Origin of the sequence: Variovorax sp. CCNWLW235, assembly GCF_037204085.1 — a bacterium.
Classification (GTDB): Bacteria; Pseudomonadota; Gammaproteobacteria; order Burkholderiales; family Burkholderiaceae_C; genus Variovorax.
This window is the reverse complement of sequence record NZ_JBBCBW010000035.1, coordinates 18,455-43,889: the sequence shown is the minus strand read 5'-3', so window position 1 is coordinate 43,889 and position 25,435 is coordinate 18,455. Positions and strand designations below refer to the sequence as shown.

General features: G+C 66.5%; 24 protein-coding genes and 1 other RNA gene. 6 read left to right on the top strand and 19 right to left on the bottom strand.

The annotated features are described in order from the left end of the window. Nucleotides 1-134: 134 nt before the first annotated feature. The 5 genes from V9L21_RS25370 to V9L21_RS25350 form a co-directional block, all read right to left on the bottom strand. Nucleotides 135-1,040 carry an ABC transporter permease gene (locus V9L21_RS25370; RefSeq protein ID WP_337315553.1) on the bottom strand — a complete coding sequence of 302 codons (906 nt, stop codon included), beginning with the start codon at nt 1,038-1,040 and terminating at the stop codon, nt 135-137. A 5-nt stretch (nt 1,041-1,045) separates the two neighbouring features. Beyond that, the gene (locus tag V9L21_RS25365) at nt 1,046-1,999 is read right to left on the bottom strand and encodes an ABC transporter permease (RefSeq protein ID WP_337315552.1); all 954 of its coding nucleotides are present in this window, start codon (nt 1,997-1,999) and stop codon (nt 1,046-1,048) included. Beyond that, entirely contained in the window at nt 1,999-3,657 is a 1,659-nt protein-coding gene (locus tag V9L21_RS25360) for an ABC transporter substrate-binding protein (RefSeq protein ID WP_337315551.1), read from the bottom strand. Before V9L21_RS25360 ends, V9L21_RS25365 begins: the two co-directional genes overlap by 1 nt. Before the next feature lie 74 nt (nt 3,658-3,731). Then, a complete protein-coding gene (gene cnbZ, locus V9L21_RS25355) occupies nt 3,732-4,505 on the bottom strand; it encodes a 2-amino-5-chloromuconate deaminase CnbZ (RefSeq protein ID WP_337315550.1) in 774 nt (257 codons plus the stop codon). Next, nucleotides 4,489-5,505, bottom strand: a complete 1,017-nt coding sequence (locus tag V9L21_RS25350) for a LysR family transcriptional regulator (protein WP_337315549.1) — start codon at nt 5,503-5,505, stop codon at nt 4,489-4,491. The genes cnbZ and V9L21_RS25350 overlap by 17 nt, the downstream gene beginning before the upstream one ends. 119 nt (nt 5,506-5,624) lie before the next feature. Here V9L21_RS25350 and pyrC point away from each other — a divergent pair, with 119 nt between their 5' ends. From pyrC to htpX, 4 genes are all read left to right on the top strand, one after another. Then, nucleotides 5,625-6,656, top strand: a complete 1,032-nt coding sequence (pyrC, locus tag V9L21_RS25345) for a dihydroorotase (RefSeq protein WP_337315548.1) — start codon at nt 5,625-5,627, stop codon at nt 6,654-6,656. Beyond that, complete coding sequence (locus tag V9L21_RS25340) at nt 6,653-7,465, top strand: NYN domain-containing protein (protein WP_337315547.1); 813 nt, start codon at nt 6,653-6,655, stop codon at nt 7,463-7,465. Before pyrC ends, V9L21_RS25340 begins: the two co-directional genes overlap by 4 nt. Beyond that, complete coding sequence (locus V9L21_RS25335; protein ID WP_337315546.1) at nt 7,462-8,205, top strand: DUF3025 domain-containing protein; 744 nt, start codon at nt 7,462-7,464, stop codon at nt 8,203-8,205. The genes V9L21_RS25340 and V9L21_RS25335 overlap by 4 nt, the downstream gene beginning before the upstream one ends. A 156-nt stretch (nt 8,206-8,361) precedes the next feature. Continuing rightward, nucleotides 8,362-9,234 (top strand): protease HtpX, encoded by an 873-nt coding sequence (gene htpX / locus V9L21_RS25330; RefSeq protein WP_126747554.1) that lies wholly within the window; start codon nt 8,362-8,364, stop codon nt 9,232-9,234. A gap of 80 nt (nt 9,235-9,314) precedes the next feature. Here htpX and V9L21_RS25325 read toward each other — a convergent pair whose 3' ends face one another. The 6 genes from V9L21_RS25325 to cysK form a co-directional block, all read right to left on the bottom strand. Beyond that, nucleotides 9,315-9,860 (bottom strand): hypothetical protein, encoded by a 546-nt coding sequence (locus V9L21_RS25325; protein WP_157611989.1) that lies wholly within the window; start codon nt 9,858-9,860, stop codon nt 9,315-9,317. Then, on the bottom strand, nt 9,857-10,300 hold the full coding sequence (locus V9L21_RS25320; RefSeq protein WP_337315545.1) for a hypothetical protein: 444 nt from the start codon (nt 10,298-10,300) through the stop codon (nt 9,857-9,859). The genes V9L21_RS25325 and V9L21_RS25320 overlap by 4 nt, the downstream gene beginning before the upstream one ends. A 145-nt stretch (nt 10,301-10,445) precedes the next feature. Continuing rightward, complete coding sequence (locus tag V9L21_RS25315) at nt 10,446-11,324, bottom strand: ProQ/FINO family protein (RefSeq protein WP_337315544.1); 879 nt, start codon at nt 11,322-11,324, stop codon at nt 10,446-10,448. 56 nt (nt 11,325-11,380) lie between these two features. After that, nucleotides 11,381-12,022, bottom strand: a complete 642-nt coding sequence (locus V9L21_RS25310; protein ID WP_337315543.1) for a flavin reductase family protein — start codon at nt 12,020-12,022, stop codon at nt 11,381-11,383. Nucleotides 12,023-12,034: 12 nt separating this feature from the next. Further along, nucleotides 12,035-13,675, bottom strand: a complete 1,641-nt coding sequence (locus tag V9L21_RS25305; protein ID WP_337315542.1) for an NAD(P)/FAD-dependent oxidoreductase — start codon at nt 13,673-13,675, stop codon at nt 12,035-12,037. 73 nt (nt 13,676-13,748) lie between these two features. After that, on the bottom strand, nt 13,749-14,669 hold the full coding sequence (gene cysK, locus V9L21_RS25300) for a cysteine synthase A (RefSeq protein ID WP_337315541.1): 921 nt from the start codon (nt 14,667-14,669) through the stop codon (nt 13,749-13,751). A gap of 102 nt (nt 14,670-14,771) precedes the next feature. Between cysK and rnpB the strand changes: the two genes are divergently transcribed. After that, nucleotides 14,772-15,119: RNase P RNA component class A (gene rnpB / locus V9L21_RS25295), an RNA gene on the top strand. Between the two features lie 53 nt (nt 15,120-15,172). Here the strand turns inward: rnpB and V9L21_RS25290 are convergent. From V9L21_RS25290 to V9L21_RS25280, 3 genes are all read right to left on the bottom strand, one after another. Beyond that, nucleotides 15,173-15,721 (bottom strand): hypothetical protein, encoded by a 549-nt coding sequence (locus V9L21_RS25290; protein ID WP_337315540.1) that lies wholly within the window; start codon nt 15,719-15,721, stop codon nt 15,173-15,175. Between the two features lie 80 nt (nt 15,722-15,801). Then, complete coding sequence (locus tag V9L21_RS25285; protein WP_337315539.1) at nt 15,802-16,512, bottom strand: RNA pseudouridine synthase; 711 nt, start codon at nt 16,510-16,512, stop codon at nt 15,802-15,804. Then, a complete protein-coding gene (locus tag V9L21_RS25280; RefSeq protein WP_337315538.1) occupies nt 16,509-18,173 on the bottom strand; it encodes an MBL fold metallo-hydrolase in 1,665 nt (554 codons plus the stop codon). The genes V9L21_RS25285 and V9L21_RS25280 overlap by 4 nt, the downstream gene beginning before the upstream one ends. Before the next feature lie 119 nt (nt 18,174-18,292). Between V9L21_RS25280 and V9L21_RS25275 the strand changes: the two genes are divergently transcribed. After that, nucleotides 18,293-19,303, top strand: a complete 1,011-nt coding sequence (locus V9L21_RS25275; RefSeq protein ID WP_337315537.1) for a Bug family tripartite tricarboxylate transporter substrate binding protein — start codon at nt 18,293-18,295, stop codon at nt 19,301-19,303. Nucleotides 19,304-19,327: 24 nt separating this feature from the next. Here V9L21_RS25275 and V9L21_RS25270 read toward each other — a convergent pair whose 3' ends face one another. The 5 genes from V9L21_RS25270 to V9L21_RS25250 are packed head-to-tail and all read right to left on the bottom strand — an operon-like array spanning nt 19,328 to nt 25,343. Further along, nucleotides 19,328-19,552, bottom strand: coding sequence for a formate dehydrogenase subunit delta (locus V9L21_RS25270; RefSeq protein WP_337315536.1), 225 nt, complete (start codon nt 19,550-19,552; stop codon nt 19,328-19,330). 11 nt (nt 19,553-19,563) lie between these two features. Continuing rightward, entirely contained in the window at nt 19,564-20,400 is an 837-nt protein-coding gene (gene fdhD / locus V9L21_RS25265) for a formate dehydrogenase accessory sulfurtransferase FdhD (RefSeq protein WP_337315535.1), read from the bottom strand. Continuing rightward, entirely contained in the window at nt 20,397-23,279 is a 2,883-nt protein-coding gene (gene fdhF / locus V9L21_RS25260; protein WP_337315534.1) for a formate dehydrogenase subunit alpha, read from the bottom strand. Before fdhF ends, fdhD begins: the two co-directional genes overlap by 4 nt. A 28-nt stretch (nt 23,280-23,307) precedes the next feature. After that, nucleotides 23,308-24,864, bottom strand: a complete 1,557-nt coding sequence (locus tag V9L21_RS25255) for a formate dehydrogenase beta subunit (protein ID WP_337315533.1) — start codon at nt 24,862-24,864, stop codon at nt 23,308-23,310. After that, nucleotides 24,861-25,343 (bottom strand): formate dehydrogenase subunit gamma, encoded by a 483-nt coding sequence (locus V9L21_RS25250; protein ID WP_337315532.1) that lies wholly within the window; start codon nt 25,341-25,343, stop codon nt 24,861-24,863. The genes V9L21_RS25255 and V9L21_RS25250 overlap by 4 nt, the downstream gene beginning before the upstream one ends. Between the last annotated feature and the right edge of the window lie 92 nt (nt 25,344-25,435).

Here is a 25,435-nt window from a genome sequence, read left to right as displayed (position 1 = left end):
TGCCTTGCGCAGCGAAATAAAGGAGGAGGCCGCAGGCCGGGGGACATTCGCGGAGAAAGGTACCCCGTCGGCGGGTGAGCGCCCTGAAGACGGCCCGCGACAAACAACAAGAACAAGAGAACAAGCACCCATCTTCATCCCTTGTTGTCCATCGCCGACCGCAACCCATCGGACAGAAGATTGAAAGAGATCGATGTGATGAAGATCATCGCGCCCGGCAAAGCAGCAACCCACGGCTGCACATAGATTGCAGTGCGCAGCGTGTTGAGCATCAGGCCCCACTCCGGCTCCGGTGGCTTTACGCCCAGGCCCAGGAACGACAGGCCCGATGCCAGGATCATCGACACCGCGATCAGGCTCGTGGCGTACACGAAGATAGGCCCGAGCACATTGCCCAGCACATGCACCCGCACGATGGTGAACGGGTTGGCGCCCGAGGCGCGCGCCGCCTCCACGTAGTCGCGCGTTCGCACCTGTGTGGTCACGCTTTCGGCCACGCGTGCAATCTGCGGAATGAACACGATGGTCAGCGAGATCAGCGAGTTGACCACGCCCGCGCCGAGCGTGCCTGACAGCGCAATCGCCAGCAGCACCGACGGAAACGCGTAGAACACGTCGATGGTGCGCATGATCAGCGTGTTGGTCAGGCCGCCAGCGTAGCCCGCGACGATGCCGATCACGGTGCCGAGCACGAAGGCGCAGATCACCGGCGTGATGCCGATGAACAGCGACAGCCGCGCGCCGACGATCAGGCGCGACAGCATGTCGCGGCCCAGCTCGTCGCTGCCCAGCGGCAAGCCCTCGGTGCCGATGGGCTTGAGCCGCTTGAGCATCGACGAGGCGTAAGGGTCGGCCGGCGCGAGCCAGGGGCCGAACACGGCCAGGCCTATGAGCAGCAGCACCATCAAGGCGGCACTCATGGCGACCGGATCGCGCGTGAAGCGCAGCAGCGCCGAAGTCCAGTAGCCGCGCGAGCGCTGCATCGGCAGCGGCTTTACATCGGCGGCCGCGGCAGGGGAGGGAATGGGAAGTGCGCTCATGGTGGTCAGGCCCGCGCAATCCGCGGGTCGAGCATGGTTTGCAGCACGTCGACCAGCAGGTTCAGCAACACGAAGAACAGCGCCAGCACCAGGATGGTTCCTTGCAGCAGGGGCAAGTCGCGCTGGAAGATGGCCGAGTTCAATAGAAAGCCGGTGCCGGGCCAGGAGAACACGGTCTCGATCAGGATCGAGCCGCCGAGCAAATAGCCCAGCTGCAGGCCCATCACGGCCAGCGCGGTGGGCGCCGCGTTCTTCACCATGTGGCGGAACACGCCGAAGTGCGTGAGGCCCTTGGCGCGCAGGCCGACGATGAACTCCTGATCCAGGATGTCGGCCACCAACGCGCGCACCGTGCGCGCGATGATGCCCATGGGAATCACCGACATGGTGAGGGCCGGCAGGATGAGGAACTGCACATGCTCCCAGTCCCACGCCCAGTCGCTGGAGCCGCCCGGGCCCGCGCCGGTGGCCGGCAGCCACATGAGCTGCGACGAGAACACGATCACCATCACCATGCCCAGCCAGTAGTGCGGCACGCTCACGCCCAGCACCGACAGCATCGAGGCGAAGCGGTCGATCCACGAGTTGCGAAAGTACCCGGCCACAAAGCCGAACAGGCAGCCCAGCACAAAGCCGATGAACGTGGCCACCACCGCGAGCCGCAGCGTGTTGCCCACGGCGGTGAACACCTCGCCCGCCACCGCCCGGTTGCTCGCGATCGAAACGCCCAGGTCGCCGTGCAGCGCACGCCAGATCCACATTGCGAACTGCTCGGGCAGTGAACGATTGAAGCCGTACAGCTCGCGCAACTGCGCCTGCAGGTCGGCCGAGGCGTCCGGCGGAAGAATCGACACCAGCGGATCGCCGGGCGCGATGTGCACGAGCAGAAAGCACACCAGCGCCACGCCGATCATGATCGGCACGGCGTAGACCACGCGGCGCAGCAGATAGGCCAGCATCAGTCCATCGTCATGGTTGCAATGTCGATGAACCAGCTCTTGGGCTGCACCACGTTCTTGACCTTGGCCGACATTGCGCGCGGGCCGACGTCATGCGCAATCCAGACGAACGGCGCGTCGTCGACGATGTGCGCATGCAGCTTGGCCAGCGCGCCGTCGCGTGCCTTGTCGTCGAAGCTGGTGCGCGCATCGGCCACCAGCTTGTCGACCTCGGCGTTGCCGTAGTAGCCCCAGTTGTTGGACACCGGCGGGAAGGTCTTGGTGCTCACGAAGCGCACCATGGCAAAGAACGGGTCCATCGCCGCGAAGCTCACGTTGGTGGCGTTGGCGCCGTTGGCCGACGGGTCCTTCACGCCCTTGCGCCAGTTGGTGAAGAGCGTGTTCCATTCGATCACGTCGAACTCCACGTCGAAGAAGCACTGCTTGAGCGACTGCTGCGCAAATTCGTTCATGGGCAGCGGCTGCATCTGGCCCGAGCCCGAGGCGGAGATCTGCACCTTCACCTTGATCGGCTTGGCGGCCGAATAGCCGGCCTGCGTCATCAGCGCCTGGGCTGCTTTCACGTCGTACTTGATGTCGAACTTGGGGTTGCCCCACCACGGGTGGCCGGGCGGCACGGTGCCCTTGGGCTCGGCCATCATGCCGCCGAGCAGCTGCTTCATGCCGCCGCGGTCGATGCACAGGTTGGCGGCCTGGCGCACGCGCTTGTCGAGCCAGGGCGAGCCCTCGGCGAAAGACAGCTGCCACGGCCACACGTGCGGCTGCGCGTTGGAATAGATCTTGAAGCCGCGCTGCGTGATCTGCGGCATGGCGTCTGGCGCGGGCGCTTCGATCCAGTCGACCTGGCCGCCCAGCAGCGCGGCGGTGCGCGCATTGGCTTCGGGCATCGGCAGCATCACGACCTTGTCGATCTTGGGCACGCGCCTGGCGTCCCAGTAGGTCTTGTTGGCGGCCAGCTCCAGCCGCTCGCGGGCCACGAAGCGCGTGACCTTGAACGGGCCCGAGCCCGCGGGGTCGGCGGCAAAGGCGGTCCATGCGGTCTTGGACTTGTCGGCGGGGGTGGCGCCGGCCGCGGCGTCGAACTTCTTTTGCCACTGTGCGGGCGAGGCCATGAACAGGTTCGTCAGGTTGATCGGCAGGAAGGCGTCGGGCTCGCTGGTGGTGAGCTCGACCGTCATATCGTCGACCTTGCGCGCGGTGCGCAGCGTGGGCATGCGCGATGCGGTCACGCCCACCTGGCTCGGGTCGAACTGCGGGGCGTCCTTGTCGAGCACCTTCTGCACGTTCCACACCACGGCGTCGGCATTGAAGGCCGAGCCGTCATGGAACTTGACGCCGGGGCGCAGCTTGAAGACCCACTTGGTCTTGTCCTTGGCGTCGACGGCCCAGGAGCTGGCCAGCGCCGGGATCAGCACGCTCGGCGCATCGGCCTTCGACAAGTCCCACTGCGTGAGCGAGTCGTAGATGGGAATGCCGGTGAAGCGGTTGCCCTCGAAGCCCTGGTCGGGCTGGCCCAGGGTGCGCGGAATGTCGGCCGCAGTCATGGCGATGCGCAGCGTCTTCTCCTGGGCCAGGGCCGGCGTTGCGAAAGCCAGGGTGGCGAGCGCCGCGCAGGCGGCCAGGGGGTTCAGGATCAAGGCGGGAACAGCACGCTTCACATGGAACTCCTAGGGATGAAAAGGCAAAAGGTGTCGAACCGGTGGTGAAGCACGACGTGTGCCAGCCGCGGTTTTCAGGGCCAGGCCCACGCCATCTCGCGGCGGGCGCAGCGCAGGTCCATCTCGTATTCCATGTCGACGATGGGTGGGCGCGCGAGGTGCCAGGTCAGGCCGGTCGTCAGGGCGCCGCGCTGCACGATTTCGTCGAACACCAGGGCGCCGATGTCGTGCGTGGTGTAGGCCTGCACGGCCGATGCGTCGCTCCAGCCGAAGCCCAGCGCCGCGAGCCGGCGCTCCATCTCGGTCATCACGTAGGCCAGCTTGTCGCGCATGCCTTCGGTGCTGGTGTCGCCCAGGCGGACCATCACGTCGCGGTAGCTCGCGTGGCCGTCGGGCGCCTCTCCGCCGCCGGACACCACGAAGCTCGGCGGGCCGGCGGCGTCGTCGGCCGGCACCGTGTACGAGAAGGCCTGGAACGCCGGCGTGGCGGGTGCGCCCAGGCGCGGGCAAACGTTGGTGCGGGCAACCGGGTTGCGCTCGCCGCGCACGATGCCCCAGCTTTCGAGCGTGCCGGCGTAGAGCCGGTTGAAGTCATGAAAGCCACGCTCGGAAAACGGCGCGGGCGAGCGCAATTCGCAGCCGCACAGCGCCGCGAGCGGCCGGCCGATGGCGGCCAGATGGTTGGCGATGGCGTCGAACCCGTCGGCCAGCGGCACCGCCTTCTGGAAGCGCACCCGCTCGATTGCGAACCCCGGCTGTGCGGCCACGCCGGCCGAATACTGGAACACGCCTTTCACGTAGCGGTAGCCGCCTTCGGGAAAATCCACCACCTCAGTCGCAGTCTTCATGCAGCCTCTCCAAGTCAGCGCTCAATGTAGGGAGCGCCGGCTCCGGCGGGAAGGCTGATTCCGGCACGCCGCTGTTGCCGGAATCAGAACAGGCGGGCGCGCCGCCGCCGTAGCGGCGCATGCTGGCCGACAGGGTCTCGAGCAGCGCGCGCGCAGCCGGGGAGAGCCGGTGGGTGGGCATGGTGAGCAGGCTGGTTGCCGTGGCCGCAAAGTCGCGCTCCTGCAGCGGCACCGCGCAAAGATCGCCGTTCGACACCTCGTGCAGCGCGGCGTAGCGCGGCAAGAAGGTGGCCAGGTCGCTGTTGCGCACCACGCCCTTGGCCATGTCCAGCGTGCTGGTCTCGATGGCGAGCTCCAGCGCAACCTGCGTCTGGCCGGCAATGCGGTCCACCAGGTGGCGGATTTGGAACGAGCGGTCGGGCAGCGCCACGCGCTGGCCCGCCAGCTCCTGGAAAGACACGCTGCGCCGCCGCGCGAGTGCATGCGTGGGCGCCACCACCACGCACAGCGGCTGCTCGAGCCGCGCATGCTCGCGGAACGCGTGGCGCTCCGGAAGGTTGAACGCCAGCGCGATGTCGATGCGGCCCTCTTGCAGCGCCTCCAGCACCGCGCGTGAGCCGACCACCGAGGCCACCACCCTGACCTGCGGATGCCGCTTCTGGAAGCGCGCGAGGTTGTTCGATAGAAAGTGGCCGACCATGCCCTCGATGCTGCCGATGCGCACCACGCCGCAGGGCTGGCCCACCAGTTCCTGCAGCGCGCCACGCAGGGCCGTGCTGTCCTGCAGCACCCGCTCGGCGTGCGCCAGCACCAGCTCCCCGGCCGGCGTGAGCACCGTGCGGTTGGCGCGGCGGTCGAGCAGCGCGGTCTGCAGCTCGCCCTCCAGGTTGGCGATCTGCCGGCTGATGGCGCTCGGCGCCACGCCCAGCTGTTCGGCCGCCCGGCGCAGCGAGCCGGCGCGCGCGGTCTCGCGGAAATAGAGCATCGCCGTGGAGAGCATCGTGGGTCCTCTTCTTTTCATTTGCCGGATGGCACGACCGGGCCGAACCATCGGCCCTTCCGCGCCGGACGTCAAGCAACCGCCGTGCCGCGGGAGGCCGATGCGACAATTGCCCTCCCATGACAGACACCCTCACCATCACCCGCCCGGACGACTGGCATCTGCACGTGCGCGACGGCGCCGCGCTCGAAGCCGTGGTGCCGCACAGTGCGCGCCAGTTCGGCCGCGCGCTGATCATGCCGAACCTGCGCCCGCCCGTGACCACCGCGGCGCAGGCCACGGCCTACCGCGACCGCATTCGCGCCGCGGTGCCCGAAGGCACGGCCTTCGAGCCCGTGATGTCGCTCTACCTGACCGACAAGCTGCCGCCCGAAGAAATTGCGCTGGCTGCCCAGGCTGGCGTGCGCGCGCTCAAGCTGTACCCGGCCGGCGCCACCACCAACAGCGATGCCGGCGTAACCGACATCCGCCACACCTACAAGACGCTCGAAGCCATGCAGAAGCACGGCCTGTTGCTGCTGGTGCACGGCGAAGTGACCGACCCGGCCATCGACCTGTTCGACCGCGAAGCCGTCTTCATCGACCGCGTGATGATTCCGCTGCGCCGCGACTTTCCCGAGCTTAAGGTGGTGTTCGAGCACCTCACCACGAAAGAGGGCGCTCACTACGTGCGCGACGCCGGCCGCTTCACGGCTGCGACCATCACCGCGCACCACCTGCTGTACAACCGCAACGCCATCTTCACCGGCGGCATTCGCCCGCACTACTACTGCCTGCCCGTGCTCAAGCGCGAGACGCATCGCGTGGCGCTGGTCGAGGCGGCCACCAGCGGCAGCGACCGCTTCTTTCTGGGCACCGACAGCGCGCCGCATCCGGCGCACCTGAAGGAACATGCGCTGGGCTGCGCCGGCTGCTACACCGCGCTCACCGCCATCGAGCTCTATGCCGAGGCCTTCGACAGCGTGGGCGCGCTCGACAAGCTCGAGGGCTTTGCGAGCTTCCACGGGCCCGACTTCTACGACCTGCCGCGCAACAGCGGCACCATCACGCTGAAGCGCGAAAGCTGGACCGTGCCCGAGACGGTGCCCTACGGCGACGCCACGCTCAAGCCGCTGCGCGGGGGTGAAACCATCGCCTGGAGACTCGCATGACGCCCCCGCTGCGCGTGATGCTGCTGATCGATGCCGACAACGTCTCGGCCGACGTGATCGAGCAGGCCGTGCAGCGGACCATGTCCGAGTACGGCGCGGTTCATGTGCGCCGTGCCTACTGCAACGCCGAAACCGCACTCAAGCAACAGGCGCTTTTCAAGCGGCTGTCGGTGCGGCCGATGGTCAATATCTCGGCCGGCAAGAACAGCACCGACATCGCGCTTGCCGTGGATGCCATCGACCTCGTGATCGCCGAGCGTCCCGACGTGGTGGTGCTGGTGTCTTCCGATTCCGACTTTGCGCCGCTCGTGATTCGCCTGCGTGAAAAAGGCTGCCGCGTGTGCGGCCTCGGCCAGCAGGGCAAGACCGGCGAAGAGACGGTGATGGTCTACGACGAGTTCACCGACCTGCGGCACCATGGTGCGCCGGTGGCACCGCGCGCCGCGCCGGCGAAGAAGGCCGCGGCCAAGGTGGCCGCCAAGCGGGCTCCCGCCAAGACCGAGAAGAAAAGCGCAGCCGCGCCGGCCCGCAAGACCGCGGCCAAGACGCCGGCCCGAAAGACCGCCAAAGCAGCGAAGCCGGCACAGGCGCAGCCGCCCTCCGAAGCCGCCGAATTCATCCTGCAGGCGGCGCCCGCACTGCGAAGCGGTGCCGATGTGCCGCTCAACGACGTGGCCCAGGCATTGCGCGCGGCCGGGCTGCTGGGCAAGCACGGCAGTTCGCTCAAGCTGTTCGACAAGCTCCCGGCGGAGTTCGCCGTGCTGCAGCACCCCGACCGCATCCGCTGGACTGGGGCTCCCGCGCCTTGAACCTGGCGGCGATCGACTGGGCGCAGACCTGGCTTGCGCCTTATCGCGCCATCGGCGAGGCTGCGACGGCCCACGCCGCACTTCACACCACCTCGGTGGCGGCCGCGCTTCAGCAGGGCGCGATGCCGGGCGCCTCGCCCGAGTTTGTGCCTCAGTTCGATCTGCCCGCAGGCCAGGCTTACGAAGCACACATCTTCCAGACCGGCACCGTGCCCACGCGCGACAACCTGCACGACTTCTTCAACGGCCTGGTCTGGCTCGCTTACCCAAAAACCAAGCGCCGCCTGAATGAACTGCAGTCCGCGGAGATCGCCCGCAGGGGCATCGCGTCCACGCGCGGCCCACTGCGCGATGCGCTCACGCTTTTCGACGAGAACGGCGCCGTGCTCGATGCACCCGTCGCGCTATGGAAAGCGCTGGCCGCACGCGACTGGCACACCCTTTTCGTGACGCAGCGCGCCCTGTGGGCCGAGGCGCGGCTGCTGGTGTTCGGCCATGCCCTGCTCGAGAAACTCGCCGCGCCGCGAAAGGCGCTCACCGCGCATGTGCTGCTGCCTTTGCCGGGCGCCGATGGGCAATCGGCGCTCGACGACCGGGCGCTTGCGCGCAGCCTCGATCCTGACTATCTGGTGCAGAAGCCCTTCGTTCCGCTGCCGGTGCTGGGCGTGCCGGGCTGGTGGCCGGAGAACGAATCGCCGGATTTCTACGACGACGCGAAGGTCTTCCGGCCCGGGCGGTAGAACTTTTGCTCCTATCATCGCTCTACCCGCGAGCCGCCGTGCAGGCCGCCTTCAGAACCAAACAACAACAACGGAAGAGGGCCACACATCGCACGGCTTGAAGAGGGCCATCCGGTCCTCATCTATGCGGCAGCGTTCCCCCACGGAGAATTCAACTTGAAACGTATCCTTCTGTTCGTTTTGACCAATGTGATGGTCGTTGCGGTGCTCGGCATCGTTGCCAGCCTGCTCGGCGTCAACCGCTTTCTAACGGCCAACGGGCTGAACCTGACGGCACTGCTCGGCTTTGCGCTGATCATGGGCTTTGGCGGCGCGATCATTTCGCTGCTGATCAGCAAGCCCATGGCCAAGTGGACCACCGGCATCCGCATGATCGACAACCCCCAGTCGCCCGACGAGGCCTGGATTGTCGGCACCGTGCGCAAGTTTGCCGACAAGGCCGGCATCGGCATGCCCGAGGTCGGCATCTTCGAGGGCGAGCCCAACGCCTTTGCCACCGGCGCGTTCAAGAACTCGTCGCTGGTGGCGGTATCGACCGGCCTGCTGCAGAACATGACGCGCGAAGAAGTCGAGGCCGTCATCGGCCACGAGGTGGCGCACATCGCCAACGGCGACATGGTGACCATGACGCTGATCCAGGGCGTGATGAACACCTTCGTCGTGTTCCTCTCGCGCGTGATCGGCTACGCGGTCGACAGCTTTTTGCGCCGCGGCGACGACCGTTCTTCCGGCCCCGGCATCGGCTACTACGTGAGCACCATCGTGCTGGACATCGTGCTGGGCTTTGCGGCGGCCATCGTGGTGGCCTGGTTCTCGCGCCAGCGCGAATTCCGCGCCGACGCCGGCGCGGCCGCGCTGATGGGCAACCGCCAGCCGATGATGAACGCGCTCGCCCGCCTGGGCGGCCTGCCGGCCGGCGAACTGCCCAAGGCGGTCGAAGCCATGGGCATCACGGGCAGCATCGGCAAGCTGTTTGCAACGCACCCGCCGATCGAAGAGCGCATTGCAGCGCTGCAGAACGCACGCTGATCACTGCGCAGAGGCACAAGAAAAAGGGGCTGGTGAATCACCAGCCCCTTTTTTCATTCACCGAACGGTCTGCCGTCCGATCAGAGATTGAGTGCCGCGATGGCTTCCAGGCCCTGCTTGATGTTGTTGCGCGCGGCACCTTCCACAGACATGCGCAGGCGGGTCGTGCCGACGAGCGAATCGAACGCGCCACCCGTGTAGGTCGACTTGATGACCTGGCGCATCGCCACCGACTTGTCAGAGGTCTTGATGAGCGACCAGCCCGCCTCCATGTCGACTGTGAACGCGGCGCCGAACGTGGGCTTGGTCAACTTGACGATCGAAACCGAGAGCTCGTAGTCGCCGCTCTTGCCCTTGACGACTTCCTTGAACAGGGCCGATTGCGTCACCGTCTTCTCGATGGCGGCAGCCAGGTCCTCGTTGGAGATATCCGAGCTCCACAGCGGGTTCGTTTCATTGCCGCCACCGGTTTTCACCGACAGCGAGTACGGCAGCTTCTTGCTCGAGGCGATGCTGGTGGGCGTCATGGCCTCGCGGTTGGCCGACGAAGCGCAGCCCGCGAGCACGACGACGATGGAAAGAACGGCCAGGGCGCCTGCGCGGCGAAGGGTGGTGGTGCTGATCATTTGGATTTTTCCGATTCTTTGAAGATGTTGCCGACCACCTCGTCGACCATTTCGGTCGGCGAGAGGCGTGTGAGGGAGGAGTGGAGCGAATTGCCGGTGGCCAACGGAAAGTCGGATTTCGGCTCGCGGACCGTGACGGTTAGCTCGATCAGGTACATCGTGATGTCCCACATCCACTTGTCGACGTACGTCACGACTGCATCGACCTTCTCGGGCGGCTTGGCGTCTTCCGACACCTCATACCCGCGTTTTCGCAGATTGCTGGCGATCAGTTTCTGGATCGTGCCGTCTTCACCCTCAAGCTTCCTGATCTGCACCACGCGCAGCTTGTCGAGATTCGCCGAGGGGTCGACGGTGGCTGTTGCGCGGTTGACGGCGCAGCCGCTCGCGAACACGGAAACAGCCACGGCTGCGAGAAGCAGCCTGATGACTCTTTTCAAATTAACTTCTCCTCCGCCCGAAATGGGCCGGAGAAATGTAACTGGAAATGTATAAAAACGTTTCCAGAGCGCCGATTTCTAGCGAAAAATTTCGCCGCGACCCGGTCAGCCTGCACAGTTGCGGCCTTCCGAGCGCTTCGGGCGTTCAATTGCCGGTGGCGGCGGGTTGGTCGGACCCGGTAGTGGCCGGTGCCGCTGCGGCGGCAGGCGCGGCGGTCTCGGCCGCAGCCAGTGCCCGCTTGTTGTCGTCACGCGCCCGTTGCAGCGTGCGCGTCACTTCTTCGGCGTCCATGCCGTACATCTCGGCAAAGGCCTGCTCGCTGTCGCGCCCGCTCGCCTCGAAGGCGCGCAGCAGCGCCTCGCGCTTGGCGGCTTGCCGGCCCAGTTCGGCCAGCGCCTCGTCGAGCACGGCATTGGTTTCTTCGTCGCGCGAGCGCACCAGCACCGCGTAGGCTTCGCGGTCGAGGCCCGAGGCTTCCACCGCGCGGGCAATGCGTGCCACCAGCTGCGGACGCAGGTCCTCGCCGGGGTTGCGCTGCGCACGGCGGCGGTGGAGTTCGAGGATGGCGTGGTGCACGTGCTCGGGTGCCACGGGTTCCACCACGTTGCCGTCGAGGTCGTGCCGCGCAAGGCCCGCCGCCACTGCCTCGAGGTAGCGCGTGGAGCGTGCATGCAGGCCGAGCGCAACCTTCAGCTCGTCCTTCTTGAAATCGTCGGGGTGCTTTTCGAGCAGGTCCTGGAACACGCCGAGCTTGAGCGGCAGGAAGCGCGCGCCAAACATGCCGGGATAAAGCTCGAACAGCTTCTCGAGCGCAGGGTGCACCTTGCGTGCGCGCTGCGGCTGTTGCTGTTGCTGCTGCGGCGCGGCTTGCTTGCCGGCCTTTTGTTTTTGCTGTTGCTGCTGCCGTGGCTGGCGCGGCTGCCGGGGCGGGCGGGCACCCTCGGCGCGGGGCTGCTGGGCAGCGCCCTCGGCTTCCGTTTGCTGGACTTCCTGGATTTCTTGAGGCGTGGCGGTGTCGGTCATCGGTCGGTTTTTGTCAGGTTGGCAGCAGGCAGAAAAAAAGCAATGTTCCCTCGCGCTCAGCGCGGTCGGAACATCTTGAAGAGATTGTCGGGGCTGATCTCGAAATAGTCGGCCGGGCCGCCGCCACGCAAGATGGGGCGCGCGGCAGCCGTGTCGTAAATGCCGTTCTTCAGCAGGTGCCGTGCAATGTGCACGCCCACCACTTCGCCGAGGATGAGCCACGTGGGCACCGGCTCGCCATCCACGCCTTCGAGCTGCAGCAGCTGCGTGAGCCGGCATTCGAAGGACACCGGGCTTTCGGCCACGCGCGGCACCGCAATGTTGCGCGAAGCCGCGGGGGTGAGGCCGGCAAGCTCGAACTCGTTCACCTCGGGCGGCACGGCCGCGCACGACTGGTTCATTTGCTCGGCCAGCGGCCGGGTGGCCAGGTTCCAGCCAAACTCGCGCGTCTGGCGGATGTTGTGCAGGCTGTCCTTGGCGCCAATGCTCGCAAAGCCGACGATCGGCGGCGTGTAGTTGAAGGCGTTGAAAAAGCTGTATGGCGCGAGGTTGAGCGCGCCGTTCTCGTCCTGCGACGAGATCCATCCAATCGGCCGTGGACCGACCATCGCATTGAATGGATCGTGCGGCAGGCCATGGCCCTTGGCGGGCTCGTAGAAGTGGAAGCCGTCTTCGCTGTTGTTGTTGCTGCTGGACATGGGCGTGGCTCCTTACGTTCCGGTGACGCTGCGTGCCACCGCCTCGGCCACCTTGATGCCGTCCACGCCGGCCGAGAGAATGCCGCCCGCGTAGCTTGCGCCTTCGCCGGCCGGGTACAGGCCGCGCACGTTGAGGCTTTGAAAGTCGTCGCCGCGCGTGATGCGAATGGGCGACGAAGTGCGCGTTTCCACACCGGTCAGCACCGCATCGTGCAGGTCGAAGCCCTTGATCTTGCGGCCGAAGGCGGGAAAGGCCTCGCGCATCGCCTCGATGGCGTAGGCCGGCAGTGCTTGGTGCAGGTCGGTGGGCGTAACGCCGGGCTTGTACGACGGCAGCACGCTGCCGAGTGCGGTCGAAGGCTTGCCCGCGATGAAGTCGCCCACCAGCTGGCCGGGCGCGCGATAGTCGCCGCCGCCAAGCACGAAGGCGTTCGATTCGAGCTCGCGCTGCAACGCAATGCCGGCGAGTGCGTCGCCCGCGGTCTCTGCCGTCCAGCCCGGAAAGTCGCGCGGGTCGATGCCCACCACGATGCCCGCGTTGGCGTTGCGCTCGTTGCGCGAATACTGGCTCATGCCGTTGGTGACCACGCGGCCCGGCTCGCTGGTGGCTGCCACCACGGTGCCGCCGGGGCACATGCAAAAGCTGTAGACCGAGCGGCCGTTGCTTGCGTGGTGCACCAGCTTGTAGTCGGCCGCGCCAAGCAGCGGATGGCCCGCATGCCGGCCCCAGCGCGCACGGTCGATAAGGCCCTGCGGGTGCTCGACCCGAAAGCCGATGGAAAACGGCTTGGCCTCGATGTGCACGCCGCGCTGGTGCAGCATGGCAAAGGTGTCGCGCGAGCTGTGGCCGAGCGCCATCACCACGTGGTCGGCGCGCAGCTCGCTGCTGGTGCCGGTGGCCTGGTCGACCACCGTAAGGCCTCTAAGCTGGCCGTCTTCGATGTGCACGTCGGTCACGCGCTGCTCGAAGCGGATTTCGCCGCCCAGCGCCACGATCTGCTCGCGGATGTTCTCCACCACCTTCACCAGCTTGAAGGTGCCGATGTGCGGATGCGCGACGTAAAGAATTTCGGGCGGCGCGCCGGCCTTCACGAACTCTTCCATCACCTTGCGGCCGAGGAAGCGCGGGTCCTTGATCTGGCTGTAGAGCTTGCCGTCCGAAAAAGTGCCGGCGCCGCCTTCGCCGAACTGCACGTTCGACTCCGGGTTGAGCACGCTCTTGCGCCACAGGCCCCAGGTGTCGCGGGTGCGCTGGCGCACCGTCTTGCCGCGTTCGAGCACGATGGGCTTGAAGCCCATCTTCGCGAGCATCAGCGCCGCAAAGATGCCGCAGGGGCCAAAGCCGATTACCACTGGCCGGGGCGCACCCTCGGGCGCATGCGCCGGAGGCGTGTAGCGCATGTCGGGCGCAGGCTGGACGTGCGGATGGCCGGCATGCTTTGCGAGCAGTGCGGCCTCGAGCTTGTCGTCGGCCAGCTGCACGTCGACGATGTAGACCTGCAGCAGCTGCGGCTTGCGCGCGTCGAAGCTGCGCTTGAACACCTTGAACTCGCGCACGCTGGAAACCGGCGTGTCGAGGGCGGTGGCAATGGCCTGGGGGAGCGCCGCGTCGTCGTGGTCGAGCGGCAGTTTGATTTCAGAAATTCTCAGCATGTCGGTGTGGCTTGTGGTTATCAAGCAGGCCGCAGATTTTACGCGCCCGGGGCGCTATGAAAGAGATAGCTGCTCAGGCTGGCAGGAAGCCTTCGACCGAGAGGTAGCGCTCGCCGGTGTCGTAGTTGAAGCCCAGCACCACGGCATCGGGCGCCAGCGTGGGCAACTTCTGCGCAATGGCTGCGAGCGTGGCGCCGGATGAAATGCCCACCAACATGCCTTCTTCCACCGCGCAGCGGCGGGCCATTTCGCGGGCCGGCTCGGCGTCGACCTGCAGCACGCCGTCGAGCAGCGAGGTGTCCAGGTTCTTTGGAATGAAGCCCGCGCCAATGCCCTGGATCGGGTGCGGCGAAGGCTGGCCGCCCGAAATGACCGGCGAGGCCACCGGCTCAACGGCAAACACCTGCAGCTTGGGCCACTTCTTCTTGAGAGTCCTCGCCACCCCGGTGATGTGGCCGCCGGTGCCTACGCCGGTGATCAGCACGTCGATGCCGTCCGGGAAGTCGGCCGCAATTTCTTCGGCCGTGGTGCGCACGTGCACGTCGACGTTGGCGGGGTTGTTGAACTGCTGCGGCATCCACGCGCCCGGCGTGCCGGCCACGATTTCCTCGGCGCGGGCAATGGAGGCCTTCATGCCGCCGGCGCGCGGCGTCAGGTCGAAGGTGGCGCCGTAGGCCAGCATCAGGCGGCGGCGCTCCATCGACATGCTGTCGGGCATTACCAGGATGAGCTTGTAGCCCTTGACGGCCGCAACCATGGCCAGCCCGATGCCGGTGTTGCCCGAGGTGGGCTCCACGATGGTGCCGCCGGGCTTGAGCGCGCCCGATTTCTCGGCGTCTTCCACCATCGACAGCGCAATGCGGTCCTTGATGGAGCCGCCCGGGTTGGCGCGCTCGGACTTGATCCACACCTGCTGCTTCGCATTGCCGAACAGGCGGTTGATGCGGATGTGCGGCGTGTTGCCGATGGTCTGGAGGATGTTCTGGGCCTTCATTGGATCTCCTTGGGCTTTATGGGGCAGGGCAGGTCAATCGAAGCGCCATTGTGAAACGGGCCGTCGGCGGATGCGAGGGGATCAGGCGATAATTCCCTTCGTGAAGCACGCCAGACCGCCGCTGGTGCAAGCCCGAAAGGGGCGACGCCGCAAGGCGCCGCGTCGAAAGACCGCACTGGAGGAACGTCCGGACTGCACAGGACAGCGCAGGAGTTAACGACTCTCCACCGTGAGGTGAGGATCAGAGCAACAGAGACGAGCCGATTAAGTTCGGGTGAAACGGGCAATCTCTGCGCGCAGCAACACCAAGTAGGCCAGTATCGAGGTGGTTCCGCTGAGCTGGCGGGTAGGTGGCATCGAGCCGTTTGGCGACAAACGGCCCAGAGTAATGGCGGTCACGTTGGGGGCAACCCCAACGCACAGAATCCGGCTTATCGGCGGGCTTCACACTTTTTCTTGCCCCGGGGCAGCGAGCCATTGCGCAGCTGCCGCGGAGCGCACGCTCAGCGCGTAAACAGCCATCCGCCCTTGGGCTGACGCATCAGCTCGTGCCGCCTGACGGAGCGCTCTTCGCCGTCGTCTCCCACGTACACCACGTCGAAGCGCAGCAGCTTGGGCGACACCATCTTCCAGTTCTGGATGCGCTTGACGGTGACGCAGGCTGTCCTGTCGTGGTACTGCATTTCCGCCATGGGGCCGCCCTGAAAGCCCGTTGCATCGAAAAGCCGCCCCGGCGCCGCAAAGGGGTTGAGCACGGCGCCGTTGCGGGCGGTGATGCAGCCTTCGGTCCGCACGAAAGATTCGATGGTCGGCGCCGCGCTTCGCACGATCTTGGCCACGGCCGGCGTCGGCGGCTTGGCGACGATCGCCTCGCGGATGCGCTCCACCTGCTCTTCGGTGATGGGCGCCAGTCCGCTGGGAGAAACGACCGGTGGCGGCGCCGGTGGCGCAGGCGGCGCCTGGTTGGGCAGCAATGGCGCGAGATAACTGCAGCCCGCCAGCGCAAGAGGCGCTGTGCAGGCAAGTGCGGCGGTCTTGATTCCGAACTTCATTTTTTCTCCTGTCCCTGTATCTGTCCCTGTATCTGTTCTTGTCCCTCGACAGCTTCTTTCTTGTTGTTGTCGTTGTCGTGTCAGAAGCGTTCGTGCGGCGAAAGATAACGCCACTGCCCGGGCTGCAGCCCCGACAGCGGCACGCGGCCGATGCGGATGCGCCGCATCGCAAGAATGCGCAGGCCCGCGTTGTCGCACAGATGCGCGATTTGCCCGGGCCGCGCGCCCTTGAGCGCAAAGCGCAGGCCGGTCTGCTCGTCGCTCTGCCGGCCGATGCTCACCCGCGCGGGCGAGCGCTCGAAGCGCACCAACTGCTCAGGGGTGACCGGGCCCGCCACGTCGACCATGACCTCGTGTTCGATCACGCCCGCGTCTTCATGCAGCTTGCGCTCGATGCGCCAATCCTGCGTGTACACGACGAGTCCGCTGGCGCCGGTTTCCAGAGGCGTCATGCAGTTCTGGCCCTTGGCGTGGGCCGGCAGAAAGCGCATGCCCGCGCGCTCGGGCTCGTGATGGTTGGCGGCCACCAGCAGCCGGTGCGCGTTTTCGGTCGGCATGCCGGCCGGCTTGTGCAGCAGCAGGGTGACGGGCAGTACCGGTTCAGGCTTGGCGCCGGCCTCGATCTCGACCTTCTGGTGGTCTTGCACGCGCGACTGCGGCAGCAGCGCCGGCACGCCGTCAACCCGCACCGCGCCGTTTTCGATGAGCAACTCGGCCTCGCGGCGCGAGCAGCCGGCGATGGCGGCCACGCGCTTGGCAAGGCGAATGCCTTCTTCGCTGGCGCCGGTCATTGGGCGGAAGCCAGTTGCCGGATGCGGGCCACGTGGGCGGCCAGCGAGCGGGCCGCCACGGGCCACATGCGCTCGGGCACGTCGTCGTAGGCAAGCGGCAGCCAGTCTTCAGGCGTGCCTTGGGGGAGTTTCTTCATGGCGGATGCAATCTTGGCTTCGCGCTTGAGGCGATGCGCTTTCAGTTGGGCGATGGCGGCGCGCGCGCTGCCGATGACGTAGCCGTGCGCCGGCAGGATGAAGTCGATGCCGCTCGCTTTGCATGCCGCGTCCAGCTTGTCCAGCGATTCGAGGTACGCGTTCATGTCGCCGTCGGGCGGGTCGACCACCGTGGTGCTTCCGTTCAGGATGTGGTCGCCGGAGAACAGCAGGCCGTCTTCCTCCAGCACCAGGCACACGTGATTGGCGGCATGACCGGGCGTGTGAATGGCGCGCAGCGTGTGGGTGATTTTTTGGCCTTCGGCGTCGGTGCCCGAGAGCACCAGGCGCTCGCCGTCGAGCAGTTCGCGCTCGGCGGCAAAGCGTGCAGACGAACGCGCCGTGGGCGCAGAAGAAAGCCCGAGGATCGGCGGCTTTGCCTTTTTGCACAGCGCCTGCAGCGGCGCCGCGCCGGGCGAATGGTCGGCATGCGAATGCGTGCAGACGATCATGCGGATGTCGCCCCGCGTGGCGCGCCAGAGCCGGCCGATGTGCGCGGCATCGTTCGGCCCGGGGTCGATCACCAGGTAGCCCGTGGCCGCATCGCCCACGATGTAGCTGTTGGTGCCCGGGCCGGTCATCGCGCCTGAATTGGGTGCGGTCAGGCGCTGCACGTTCTTGAGCAGCGGCACCGCGTGCTCGCTCTGCCAGTCGAGCGTGTGCAGCAATTGGCCGTCGGGGCACACCAGCGCAAGCTCGCCGTAGGGCGATTCGCCTTCCATGTAGCGCGCATCCTGTCCGCCGAGCAGCCCGGCGCGCGGGCAGCTGGTCCACAGCGGTTTTTCGCCGGCGCAGGCTTGCAGCACCGCATCGACCTTGGCATAGGCTGCCAGCCGCTGCAGCGTGCGCACCGTCGGAAAGATCATGAAGAAGCTGCCCGCCGCGTGGCGTGCCAGCGCATCGGCCGGCCGCACCCAGCAGGGCTCGAACTGCTCGCTTTCGTCGGCCGTGGGCGTCTGGCCTTCGGGCATGCGCGCCACCAGAAAGGGCACGTCGAAGCGCTTGGGCAAGTCGCGGTCGGTGATCCAGTGCGCAAGGGTGAACACCTGGTCGGAGGCAAGCAACAGCCCGCGTTGCTCGCACTGCGCCACAAAGGAAACGGGCGACGTGGTGCTGCGGTCCATCGAGGCGATGTCTTCCGCACTCACCGGCCGGCCGTCGGCATGGCGCGCAAGCAGCACGCCCAGTTCTTCGAAGCCTTCGCGAATGGCCGCGATGGCTTGCGTGAGTTGAAGTCCGCTCTGCGTCGGGCGGTGCGTGGCAATGCGCTGGGCAGCTTCGTCGGCCGTATCGATTTGGCCGCCGGGAAACACATAGGCGCCTGGCGCGAAGCTTGCTCTGTCCGAGCGGCGCGTCATCAGCACTTCGATGCCGGCTTCGGAATCGCGCAGCAGCAGCACGGTGGCTGCCGCGCGCACGGGCACCGGCTCGCGTGCGGGGTGGAGTTGTTGGGTGGGGCGGACCATGCGGCGATTATGGAGAGGTAGCGCGATGCGGGCGTGCCCCGCATAAGCTCATACCGGATCGGGCATGAACCGCGCGCCACAATCCCGGGCTGCACCGCCCGCATCGAGGAAAGACAGTCATGACTCATTCTCCCTTTTCACGTTCCTTCCGGCCCGGCCTGCTGCTGGCCGGCGCCGCCCTGTGCGTGGCCGCGTCGTCCGCCGCCTTTGCCCAGGCCGATTGGCCCCAGCAGCCCGTTACGCTGATCATGGGCTTTCCGGCCGGCTCCGGCGTGGACGTGGTGGCCCGCGCCATCCAGGAGCCGCTTGCAAAGCAACTCGGCAAGCCCGTGATCATCGACTACAAGTCGGGCGCGGCCGGCAACATTGCCAGCGAATACGTGGCCCATGCCAAGCCCGACGGCTACACGCTCTCCTTTGGCACCGCCGCCACGCACGGCAGCAACGCCGCGCTCTACAAGAAGCTGCCGTTCGACGTGGAGGCAGACTTCGTGCCCGTGGCGCCGGTGCTCGATGTTTCGAACGTGCTCACCATCAACCCCGAGGTGATCAACGCAAAGACATTGAAGGAGTTCGTCGATCTCGTCAAGGCCAACCCCGGCAAGTACAACTATGCGTCTACAGGCAACGGCGCCGGCACGCACATGGCCTTTGCCGAATTCAATTCGCGCCTTGGCCTGAGCATGGTGCACGTGCCCTACAAGGGCGGGCCCGAGGCCATCACCTCGGTGGTGCGCGGCGAAACCTGCTGCATCATGAACCAGGTGCAGACGGTGCTGCCGCACTACAAAGCGGGCAAGGTGCGCCTCCTGGGCGTGACCACGGCCAACCCGGTGGCGGCCGTCAAGGAGGTGCCCACCATCGCCTCGAGCGGTCTCCCCGGAACCAAGGGTTTCGACAGCTCGATCTGGTTCGGCATCTTCGCGCCCAAGGGCACCGATGCGCAGATCGTCAACAAGCTCAACGCCGCGGTGAAGGCGGTGCTGGAGCAGCCCGACATCCGCGAGCGCTTCGAAAGCCAGGGCAATACCGTGCGCATCGAAACGCCAGCGCAGTTCAAGAAGACCGTGCACGACAACCGCGTGAAATGGGCCGAGGTGGCCAAGGCCGCGAATATCAGCATCGATTGATGGCAGGGGCGGGGCCCCGCAGTGCTATTCGAGCAGCGCCCGGTGAACGCGAATCGCCTCGGCCGACACCGGGTTCAACGACCCGCTTCCATCCGCATCCAGGTGCGCGAGCAGCTCCCTGCGCATGCGCGGCTCCCAGAAGCGCTTGAGGTGCAGCGCCAAGTCCTGCAGGGCTTCGCCGCGGTCGGGCATGGCTTCGAAGAAGCTGCCCATCTGGTTCACCATGCGAATCAGCTGGTCTACATGCATTGCTGAAAACCTCAGGCAGTTGCGGGCTGGCCGTTCAGCCGCCCCGGGTGGGTGTAGATGACGAGGTCGTCGCCGCGCACGAAGCCGGCCAGCGTCAGTCCTGTTTCTTGCGCGACGGCCGTGGCCATCGAGGTTGAGGCCGACACCGCGGCCAGCAGCGGCACCCCGGCCGCAACAGTCTTTTGCACCATCTCGAAACTCGCGCGGCTGGTCACGGCGATGAAGCCGGTGGAAGCGGCCAGCGTGCTCTTGGCAAGCGCACCCACCAGCTTGTCGAGCGCGTTGTGCCGGCCAACGTCTTCGCGCACCAGCAGGGCCTCGCCTTCTGCCGTGCACCAGGCCGCCGCGTGCACCGCGCCCGTCACCTTCTGCAGCACCTGCAGCGACGCAAGCTCCCGCATGCCGCGGGCCACAGCGCTCTTCGAGAGCGAGGGGCCCGGCGGCAAAGCCGGCAGTGCGCGCGAGACATGCGCGAGGCTTTCGGTGCCGCACAACCCGCAGCCCGTGCGGCCGGCCATCGAGCGGCGACGCTCCTTCAGCCGCGCGAAGGCCGCGCTTGCAACTTCGAGCTTCAGGGTAATGCCCTCGGGCCCGTACTCTTCCTCGATGCCGTAGAGCTCGCCGCGCGCCAGCAAGATGCCCTCGCTGAGCGCGAAGCCCAGCGCAAAGTCGGCCAGGTCGGTGGGTGTTGCAAGCATCACGGCGTGCGCAATGCCGTTGAACTCCAGCGCAACCGGTATCTCCACGGCCACCCAGTCGCGGTTGTCGAAAGCCTGCCGTGCACGCACGCCGCGCACCGGCAGCAACTCGGCGCCTCCGGGCCGCAGCGGTATGTCGGCCAGGTTCATTTGGCCACCGCTGTTTCAGCCGCTTCGCCGAGCCGCTTGTTCAGCAGTTCTTCCTGCAGCGCGTTGAAGCGGCTGTACTCCTGCTGCCACTCCGAAGGCTGCATCACCGGCATCACCTGCACCGCGGTCACCTTGAATTCGGGGCAATTGGTGGCCCAGTCGGAGTTGTCGGTGGTGATCACGTTGGCCCCCGATTCCGGGAAGTGGAAGGTGGTGTACACCACGCCCGGCTGCACGCGCTCCGTGATGGTGGCCCGCAGCACGGTTTCGCCGGCCCGGCTCCGGATGCCGACCCAGTCGCCCTCGGCAATGCCGCGGTCCTCCGCGTCGGCCGGATGGATCTCGAGCCGGTCTTCGCTGTGCCACTGGTTGTTTTCGGTGCGGCGGGTCTGCGCGCCCACGTTGTACTGCGAGAGGATGCGCCCGGTGGTCAATATCAGCGGGTACATGCGCGTGACCTTCTCGTCGGTGGGCACGTACTGCGTGATGATGAACTTGCCCTTGCCGCGCACGAATTGGTCGATGTGCATGGTCGGCGTGCCTTCGGGTGCGGCCTCGTTGCACGGCCACTGCACGCTGCCCAGCTTTGCCAGCTTGGCGTAGCTCACGCCCGTGAAGGTCGGCGTGAGCGCGGCGATCTCGTTCATGATTTCTTCGGCGCTCGAATAGTTCATGGGGTAGCCCAGCGCGTTGGAGAGCAGCTGCGTCACCTCCCAGTCGGCATAGCCCGCCTTCGGCGGCATGACCTTGGTGACGCGCGAGATGCGCCGCTCAGCGTTGGTGAAGGTGCCGTCTTTTTCCAGGAACGATGCGCCTGGCAAGAACACGTGCGCGTACTTGGCCGTTTCGTTCAGGAAAAGGTCCTGCACCACGATGCATTCCATCGCCATCATGGCCTCGGCCACGTGCTGGGTGTTCGGGTCCGACTGCACCACGTCTTCGCCTTCGCAGTACAGGCCCTTGAAGCTGCCGGTGATCGCGGCATCGAACATGTTGGGAATGCGCAGGCCCGGCTCGGGCCGCAGCTCCACGCCCCAGGCCGATTCGAAGCTGCCGCGCGCGGTGCTGTCCGACACATGGCGGTAGCCCGGCAGTTCGTGCGGGAAAGAGCCCATGTCGCACGAGCCCTGCACGTTGTTCTGGCCGCGCAGCGGGTTCACCCCCACGCCCTCGCGGCCCACGTTGCCCGTGGCCATGGCCAGGTTGGCAATGCCCATCACCATGGTCGAGCCCTGGCTGTGCTCGGTCACGCCCAGCCCGTAGTAGATGGCGGCATTGCGCTTGCCGTCGTGGCCTTGGGCAAACAGCCGTGCCGCGGCGCGCAGGTCGGCGGCCGGCACGCCGGTTACTTCTTCCATGGCCTCGGGCGAGTTGGCCGGGCGCGCGACAAATTCGCGCCATTCGTTGAACGACTTGGGCTCGCAGCGCTCGGCCACGAAGGCCTCGTCGACCAGGCCTTCGGTCACGATCACGTGCGCCATGGCGCTGATGACCGCCACGTTGGTGCCGGGCTTGAGCTTGAGGTGATAGTCGGCCTTGACGTGCGGCGACCTCACCAGGTCGATGGTGCGCGGATCGACCACGATCAGCCGCGCACCGGCGCGCAGGCGCTTCTTCATGCGCGATGCGAACACCGGGTGGCCGTCCGACGGGTTGGCGCCAATCACCATGATCACGTCCGACTTTTCCACCGACTTGAAGGTCTGCGTGCCGGCCGATTCGCCCATGGTCTGCTTCAGCCCGTAGCCCGTGGGCGAATGGCACACGCGCGCGCAGGTGTCGACGTTGTTGTTGCCGAAGGCCGCGCGCACCAGCTTCTGCACCAGGTAGCCTTCCTCGTTGGTGCAGCGCGACGACACGAGCCCGCCGATGGAATCGGTGCCGTACTTGGCCTGGATGCGGCGGAACTCGCTCGCGGCGTAATTGACGGCTTCTTCCCAGCTCACCTCTTGCCACGGGTCGGTGATCTTGCTGCGGATCATGGGCTTGAGCACCCGGTCCTTGTGGGTCGCGTAGCCCCAGGCAAAGCGGCCCTTCACGCAGGAGTGGCCTTCGTTGGCCTTGCCGTCCTTCCACGGCACCATGCGCACCACTTCATTGCCCTTCATCTCGGCCTTGAAGCCGCAGCCCACGCCGCAGTAGGCGCAGGTGGTAATGGCGCTGTGCTCGGCCTGGCCCAGCCAGATGACCGATTTTTCTTGCAGCGTGGCCGTGGGGCAGGCCTGCACGCAGGCGCCGCAGCTCACGCATTCGGATTCCATGAAAGGCTCGTCCTGTCCCGGCGACACGCGCGACTCGAAGCCGCGGCCGCTGATGGTGAGCGCAAAGGTGCCCTGCGTTTCTTCGCAGGCACGCACGCACCGGTTGCACACAATGCACTTGGACGGGTCGTAGGTGAAATACGGGTTGGATTCGTCCTTGGCGCTCTTCAGGTGGTTGGCGCCGTCATACCCGTAGCGCACGTTGCGCAGCCCGGTCACGCCGGCCATGTCCTGCAGTTCGCAGTCGCCGTTGGCGGCGCAGGTGAGGCAGTCGAGCGGATGGTCGGAGATGTACAGCTCCATCACGCCCTTGCGCAGCTCCTGCAGCCTGGGGCTTTGCGTGCGCACCTTCATGCCGGCCTCTGCCGGCGTGGTGCAAGACGCCGGGTAGCCCTTGCGCCCGTCGATCTCCACCAGGCACAGCCGGCAAGAGCCGAAGGGCTCCAGGCTGTCGGTGGCGCACAGTTTGGGCACCTGCACGCCAGCATCCACCGCGGCGCGCATCAGCGAGGTGCCCTTGGCCACCGTCACCGGCATGCCGTCGATTTCGAGCGTGACTTCTTCGGTGGACTCGCGCTTGGGCGTGCCGTAGTCGATGTCTTGCGATGGGTTCAGCATGGGATGTGTCTCCTGTTCGTCTCGTCGGTCAGGCCGCAGCGCGGTCGGGGGCTTCGATGCCGAAGTCCTCGGGGTAGTGATTGATGGCCGACAGCACGGGGTAGGGCGTCATGCCGCCCATGGCGCAGAGCGAGCCGTGCAGCATGGTGTCGCACAGGTCGCGCAGCAAAATGACCTGCTGCGGCCGGTTCTGGTTGCTGGTGATTTTGTCGATCACTTCCACGCCGCGCGTGGAGCCGATGCGGCAGGGCGTGCACTTGCCGCACGACTCGATCGCGCAGAACTCCATGGCGTAGCGGGCCAGCTGCGACATGTCGGCCGTGTCGTCGTGCACCACGATGCCGCCATGGCCCACCACCGCGCCCACGGCGGCATAAGCCTCGTAGTCGAGCGGCAGGTCCCATTGCGATTCGGGCACATAGGCGCCCAGCGGGCCGCCCACCTGCACCGCCTTGATCGGCCGGCCGCTCGCGCTGCCGCCGCCAAAGTCGTAGAGCAGTTCGCGCAGCGTAAGGCCGAACGCCTTTTCGACGAGGCCCCCGTGCCGGATGTTTCCGGCCAGCTGAAACGGCAGCGTGCCGCGCGAGCGTCCCACGCCGTAGTGCTTGTAGAAGTCGGCGCCGCGCGCCAGGATGAGGGGAACCGACGCCAGCGTGATCACGTTGTTGATCACCGTGGGCTGGCCGAACAGCCCCTGCAGCGCCGGCAGCGGCGGCTTGGCGCGCACGATGCCGCGGCGGCCCTCGAGGCTTTCGAGCAGCGCGGTTTCTTCGCCGCACACATAGGCACCCGCGGCCTTGCGCACAATCAAGCGAAAGCTGCGGCCCGAGCCCAGGATGTCGTCGCCCAGAAAACCCGCCTGCTCCGCATTGCCGATGGCCTCGTTCAGCGTGGCAATGGCATGCGGGTATTCCGACCGCACGTAGATGTAGCCCTCGGTCGCGCCCGTGGCAAGGCCCGCAATGGCCATGCCCTCGACCAGCATGAGCGGATCGCCTTCCATCGTCATGCGGTCCGAGAAGGTGCCCGAGTCGCCCTCATCCGCATTGCAGACGATGTATTTCTGGCGCGCCTGCGCGGCCAGCACCGTCTTCCACTTGATGCCGGCCGGAAAGGCGGCACCGCCGCGGCCGCGCAATCCGGAGTCGAGCACTTGCTGCACGATATCCGCCGGCGCCATTGCAAGCGCACGGCGCAGCCCCGCAAAGCCTTCGTGCGCCTCGTAATCGGCCACCGACACGGGATCGGTCACGCCCATGCGCGCAAAGGTCAGGCGCTCCTGCTTCTTCAGGTAGGCAATCTCTTCCGTCAGGCCCAGGTTCAGCGCATGCGCGCCGCCGCCCAGAAAGCCGGCGTCGAACAGGCCGGCCACGTCGGCGCGCGTGACCGGGCCATAGGCCACGCGGCCTTGCGGTGTTTGCACTTCAACCAGCGTTTCCAGCCAGAAGAGGCCGCGCGAGCCGTTGCGCACAATGCGCACCGGCAGGTTGCGCGCAAGGGCTTCGGCTGCAATCTGCCGGGCCACCCGGTCGGCGCCCACTGCCAGTGCGGCGGAGTCGCGGGGAACATAAATGGTGGTGGTCATGAGGCTTGCCGCGCTTCCCCGACGATTTCGTCGAACAGCGCCGGCGTGATGCGCGCATGCACTTCGTCGTTGATTGCAATGGACGGCGACGAGGCGCACAGCCCAAGGCAGAACACCGGCTCCAGCGAGTACTGGCCGTCGGCCGAGGTGCCATGCACGCCGCAGCCCAGCCGTTGCTCGGCATGCTGCAGCAGCGCGTCCGCACCCATCGCCTTGCAGGCCTCGGCCCGGCAGACCTGCACCAGCAGCCGGCCCGCCGGCGCAGAGCGAAAGTGGTGGTAGTAGCTGACCACGCCGTGCACCTCGGCGCGCGACAGGTTGAACTGCTCGGCCACGAGCGGCACCGCATCGGGTGGCACGTAGCCCAGCGCGTCTTGTATGCCGTGCAGCGCGGGCAGCAGCCCGCCGGGCACGTCCTTGTGCGCGGCGGCAATGGATGCCGCGATGCCCAGGCCTGCCGTATCTGTTGTCTCTGTCATATGCTTTTCATCTCCTAATTTCGGAGTTGCCATACTCGTGGTTGCGCGAGTGTATGGAGCAGCATCAAGTGCCACAATATGATGCGACCAGC

Coding starts and splice junctions, on each gene's coding strand:
- V9L21_RS25370 (WP_337315553.1), bottom strand. CDS start 1,040: ATGAGCGCACTTCCCATTCCCTCCCCTGCCGCGGCCGCCGATGTAAAG.
- V9L21_RS25365 (WP_337315552.1), bottom strand. CDS start 1,999: ATGCTGGCCTATCTGCTGCGCCGCGTGGTCTACGCCGTGCCGATCATG.
- cnbZ (WP_337315550.1), bottom strand. CDS start 4,505: ATGAAGACTGCGACTGAGGTGGTGGATTTTCCCGAAGGCGGCTACCGC.
- V9L21_RS25350 (WP_337315549.1), bottom strand. CDS start 5,505: ATGCTCTCCACGGCGATGCTCTATTTCCGCGAGACCGCGCGCGCCGGC.
- pyrC (WP_337315548.1), top strand. CDS start 5,625: ATGACAGACACCCTCACCATCACCCGCCCGGACGACTGGCATCTGCAC.
- V9L21_RS25340 (WP_337315547.1), top strand. CDS start 6,653: ATGACGCCCCCGCTGCGCGTGATGCTGCTGATCGATGCCGACAACGTC.
- V9L21_RS25325 (WP_157611989.1), bottom strand. CDS start 9,860: ATGATCAGCACCACCACCCTTCGCCGCGCAGGCGCCCTGGCCGTTCTT.
- V9L21_RS25315 (WP_337315544.1), bottom strand. CDS start 11,324: ATGACCGACACCGCCACGCCTCAAGAAATCCAGGAAGTCCAGCAAACG.
- V9L21_RS25310 (WP_337315543.1), bottom strand. CDS start 12,022: ATGTCCAGCAGCAACAACAACAGCGAAGACGGCTTCCACTTCTACGAG.
- V9L21_RS25305 (WP_337315542.1), bottom strand. CDS start 13,675: ATGCTGAGAATTTCTGAAATCAAACTGCCGCTCGACCACGACGACGCG.
- cysK (WP_337315541.1), bottom strand. CDS start 14,669: ATGAAGGCCCAGAACATCCTCCAGACCATCGGCAACACGCCGCACATC.
- V9L21_RS25290 (WP_337315540.1), bottom strand. CDS start 15,721: ATGAAGTTCGGAATCAAGACCGCCGCACTTGCCTGCACAGCGCCTCTT.
- V9L21_RS25285 (WP_337315539.1), bottom strand. CDS start 16,512: ATGACCGGCGCCAGCGAAGAAGGCATTCGCCTTGCCAAGCGCGTGGCC.
- V9L21_RS25280 (WP_337315538.1), bottom strand. CDS start 18,173: ATGGTCCGCCCCACCCAACAACTCCACCCCGCACGCGAGCCGGTGCCC.
- V9L21_RS25275 (WP_337315537.1), top strand. CDS start 18,293: ATGACTCATTCTCCCTTTTCACGTTCCTTCCGGCCCGGCCTGCTGCTG.
- V9L21_RS25270 (WP_337315536.1), bottom strand. CDS start 19,552: ATGCATGTAGACCAGCTGATTCGCATGGTGAACCAGATGGGCAGCTTC.
- fdhD (WP_337315535.1), bottom strand. CDS start 20,400: ATGAACCTGGCCGACATACCGCTGCGGCCCGGAGGCGCCGAGTTGCTG.
- fdhF (WP_337315534.1), bottom strand. CDS start 23,279: ATGCTGAACCCATCGCAAGACATCGACTACGGCACGCCCAAGCGCGAG.
- V9L21_RS25255 (WP_337315533.1), bottom strand. CDS start 24,864: ATGACCACCACCATTTATGTTCCCCGCGACTCCGCCGCACTGGCAGTG.
- V9L21_RS25250 (WP_337315532.1), bottom strand. CDS start 25,343: ATGACAGAGACAACAGATACGGCAGGCCTGGGCATCGCGGCATCCATT.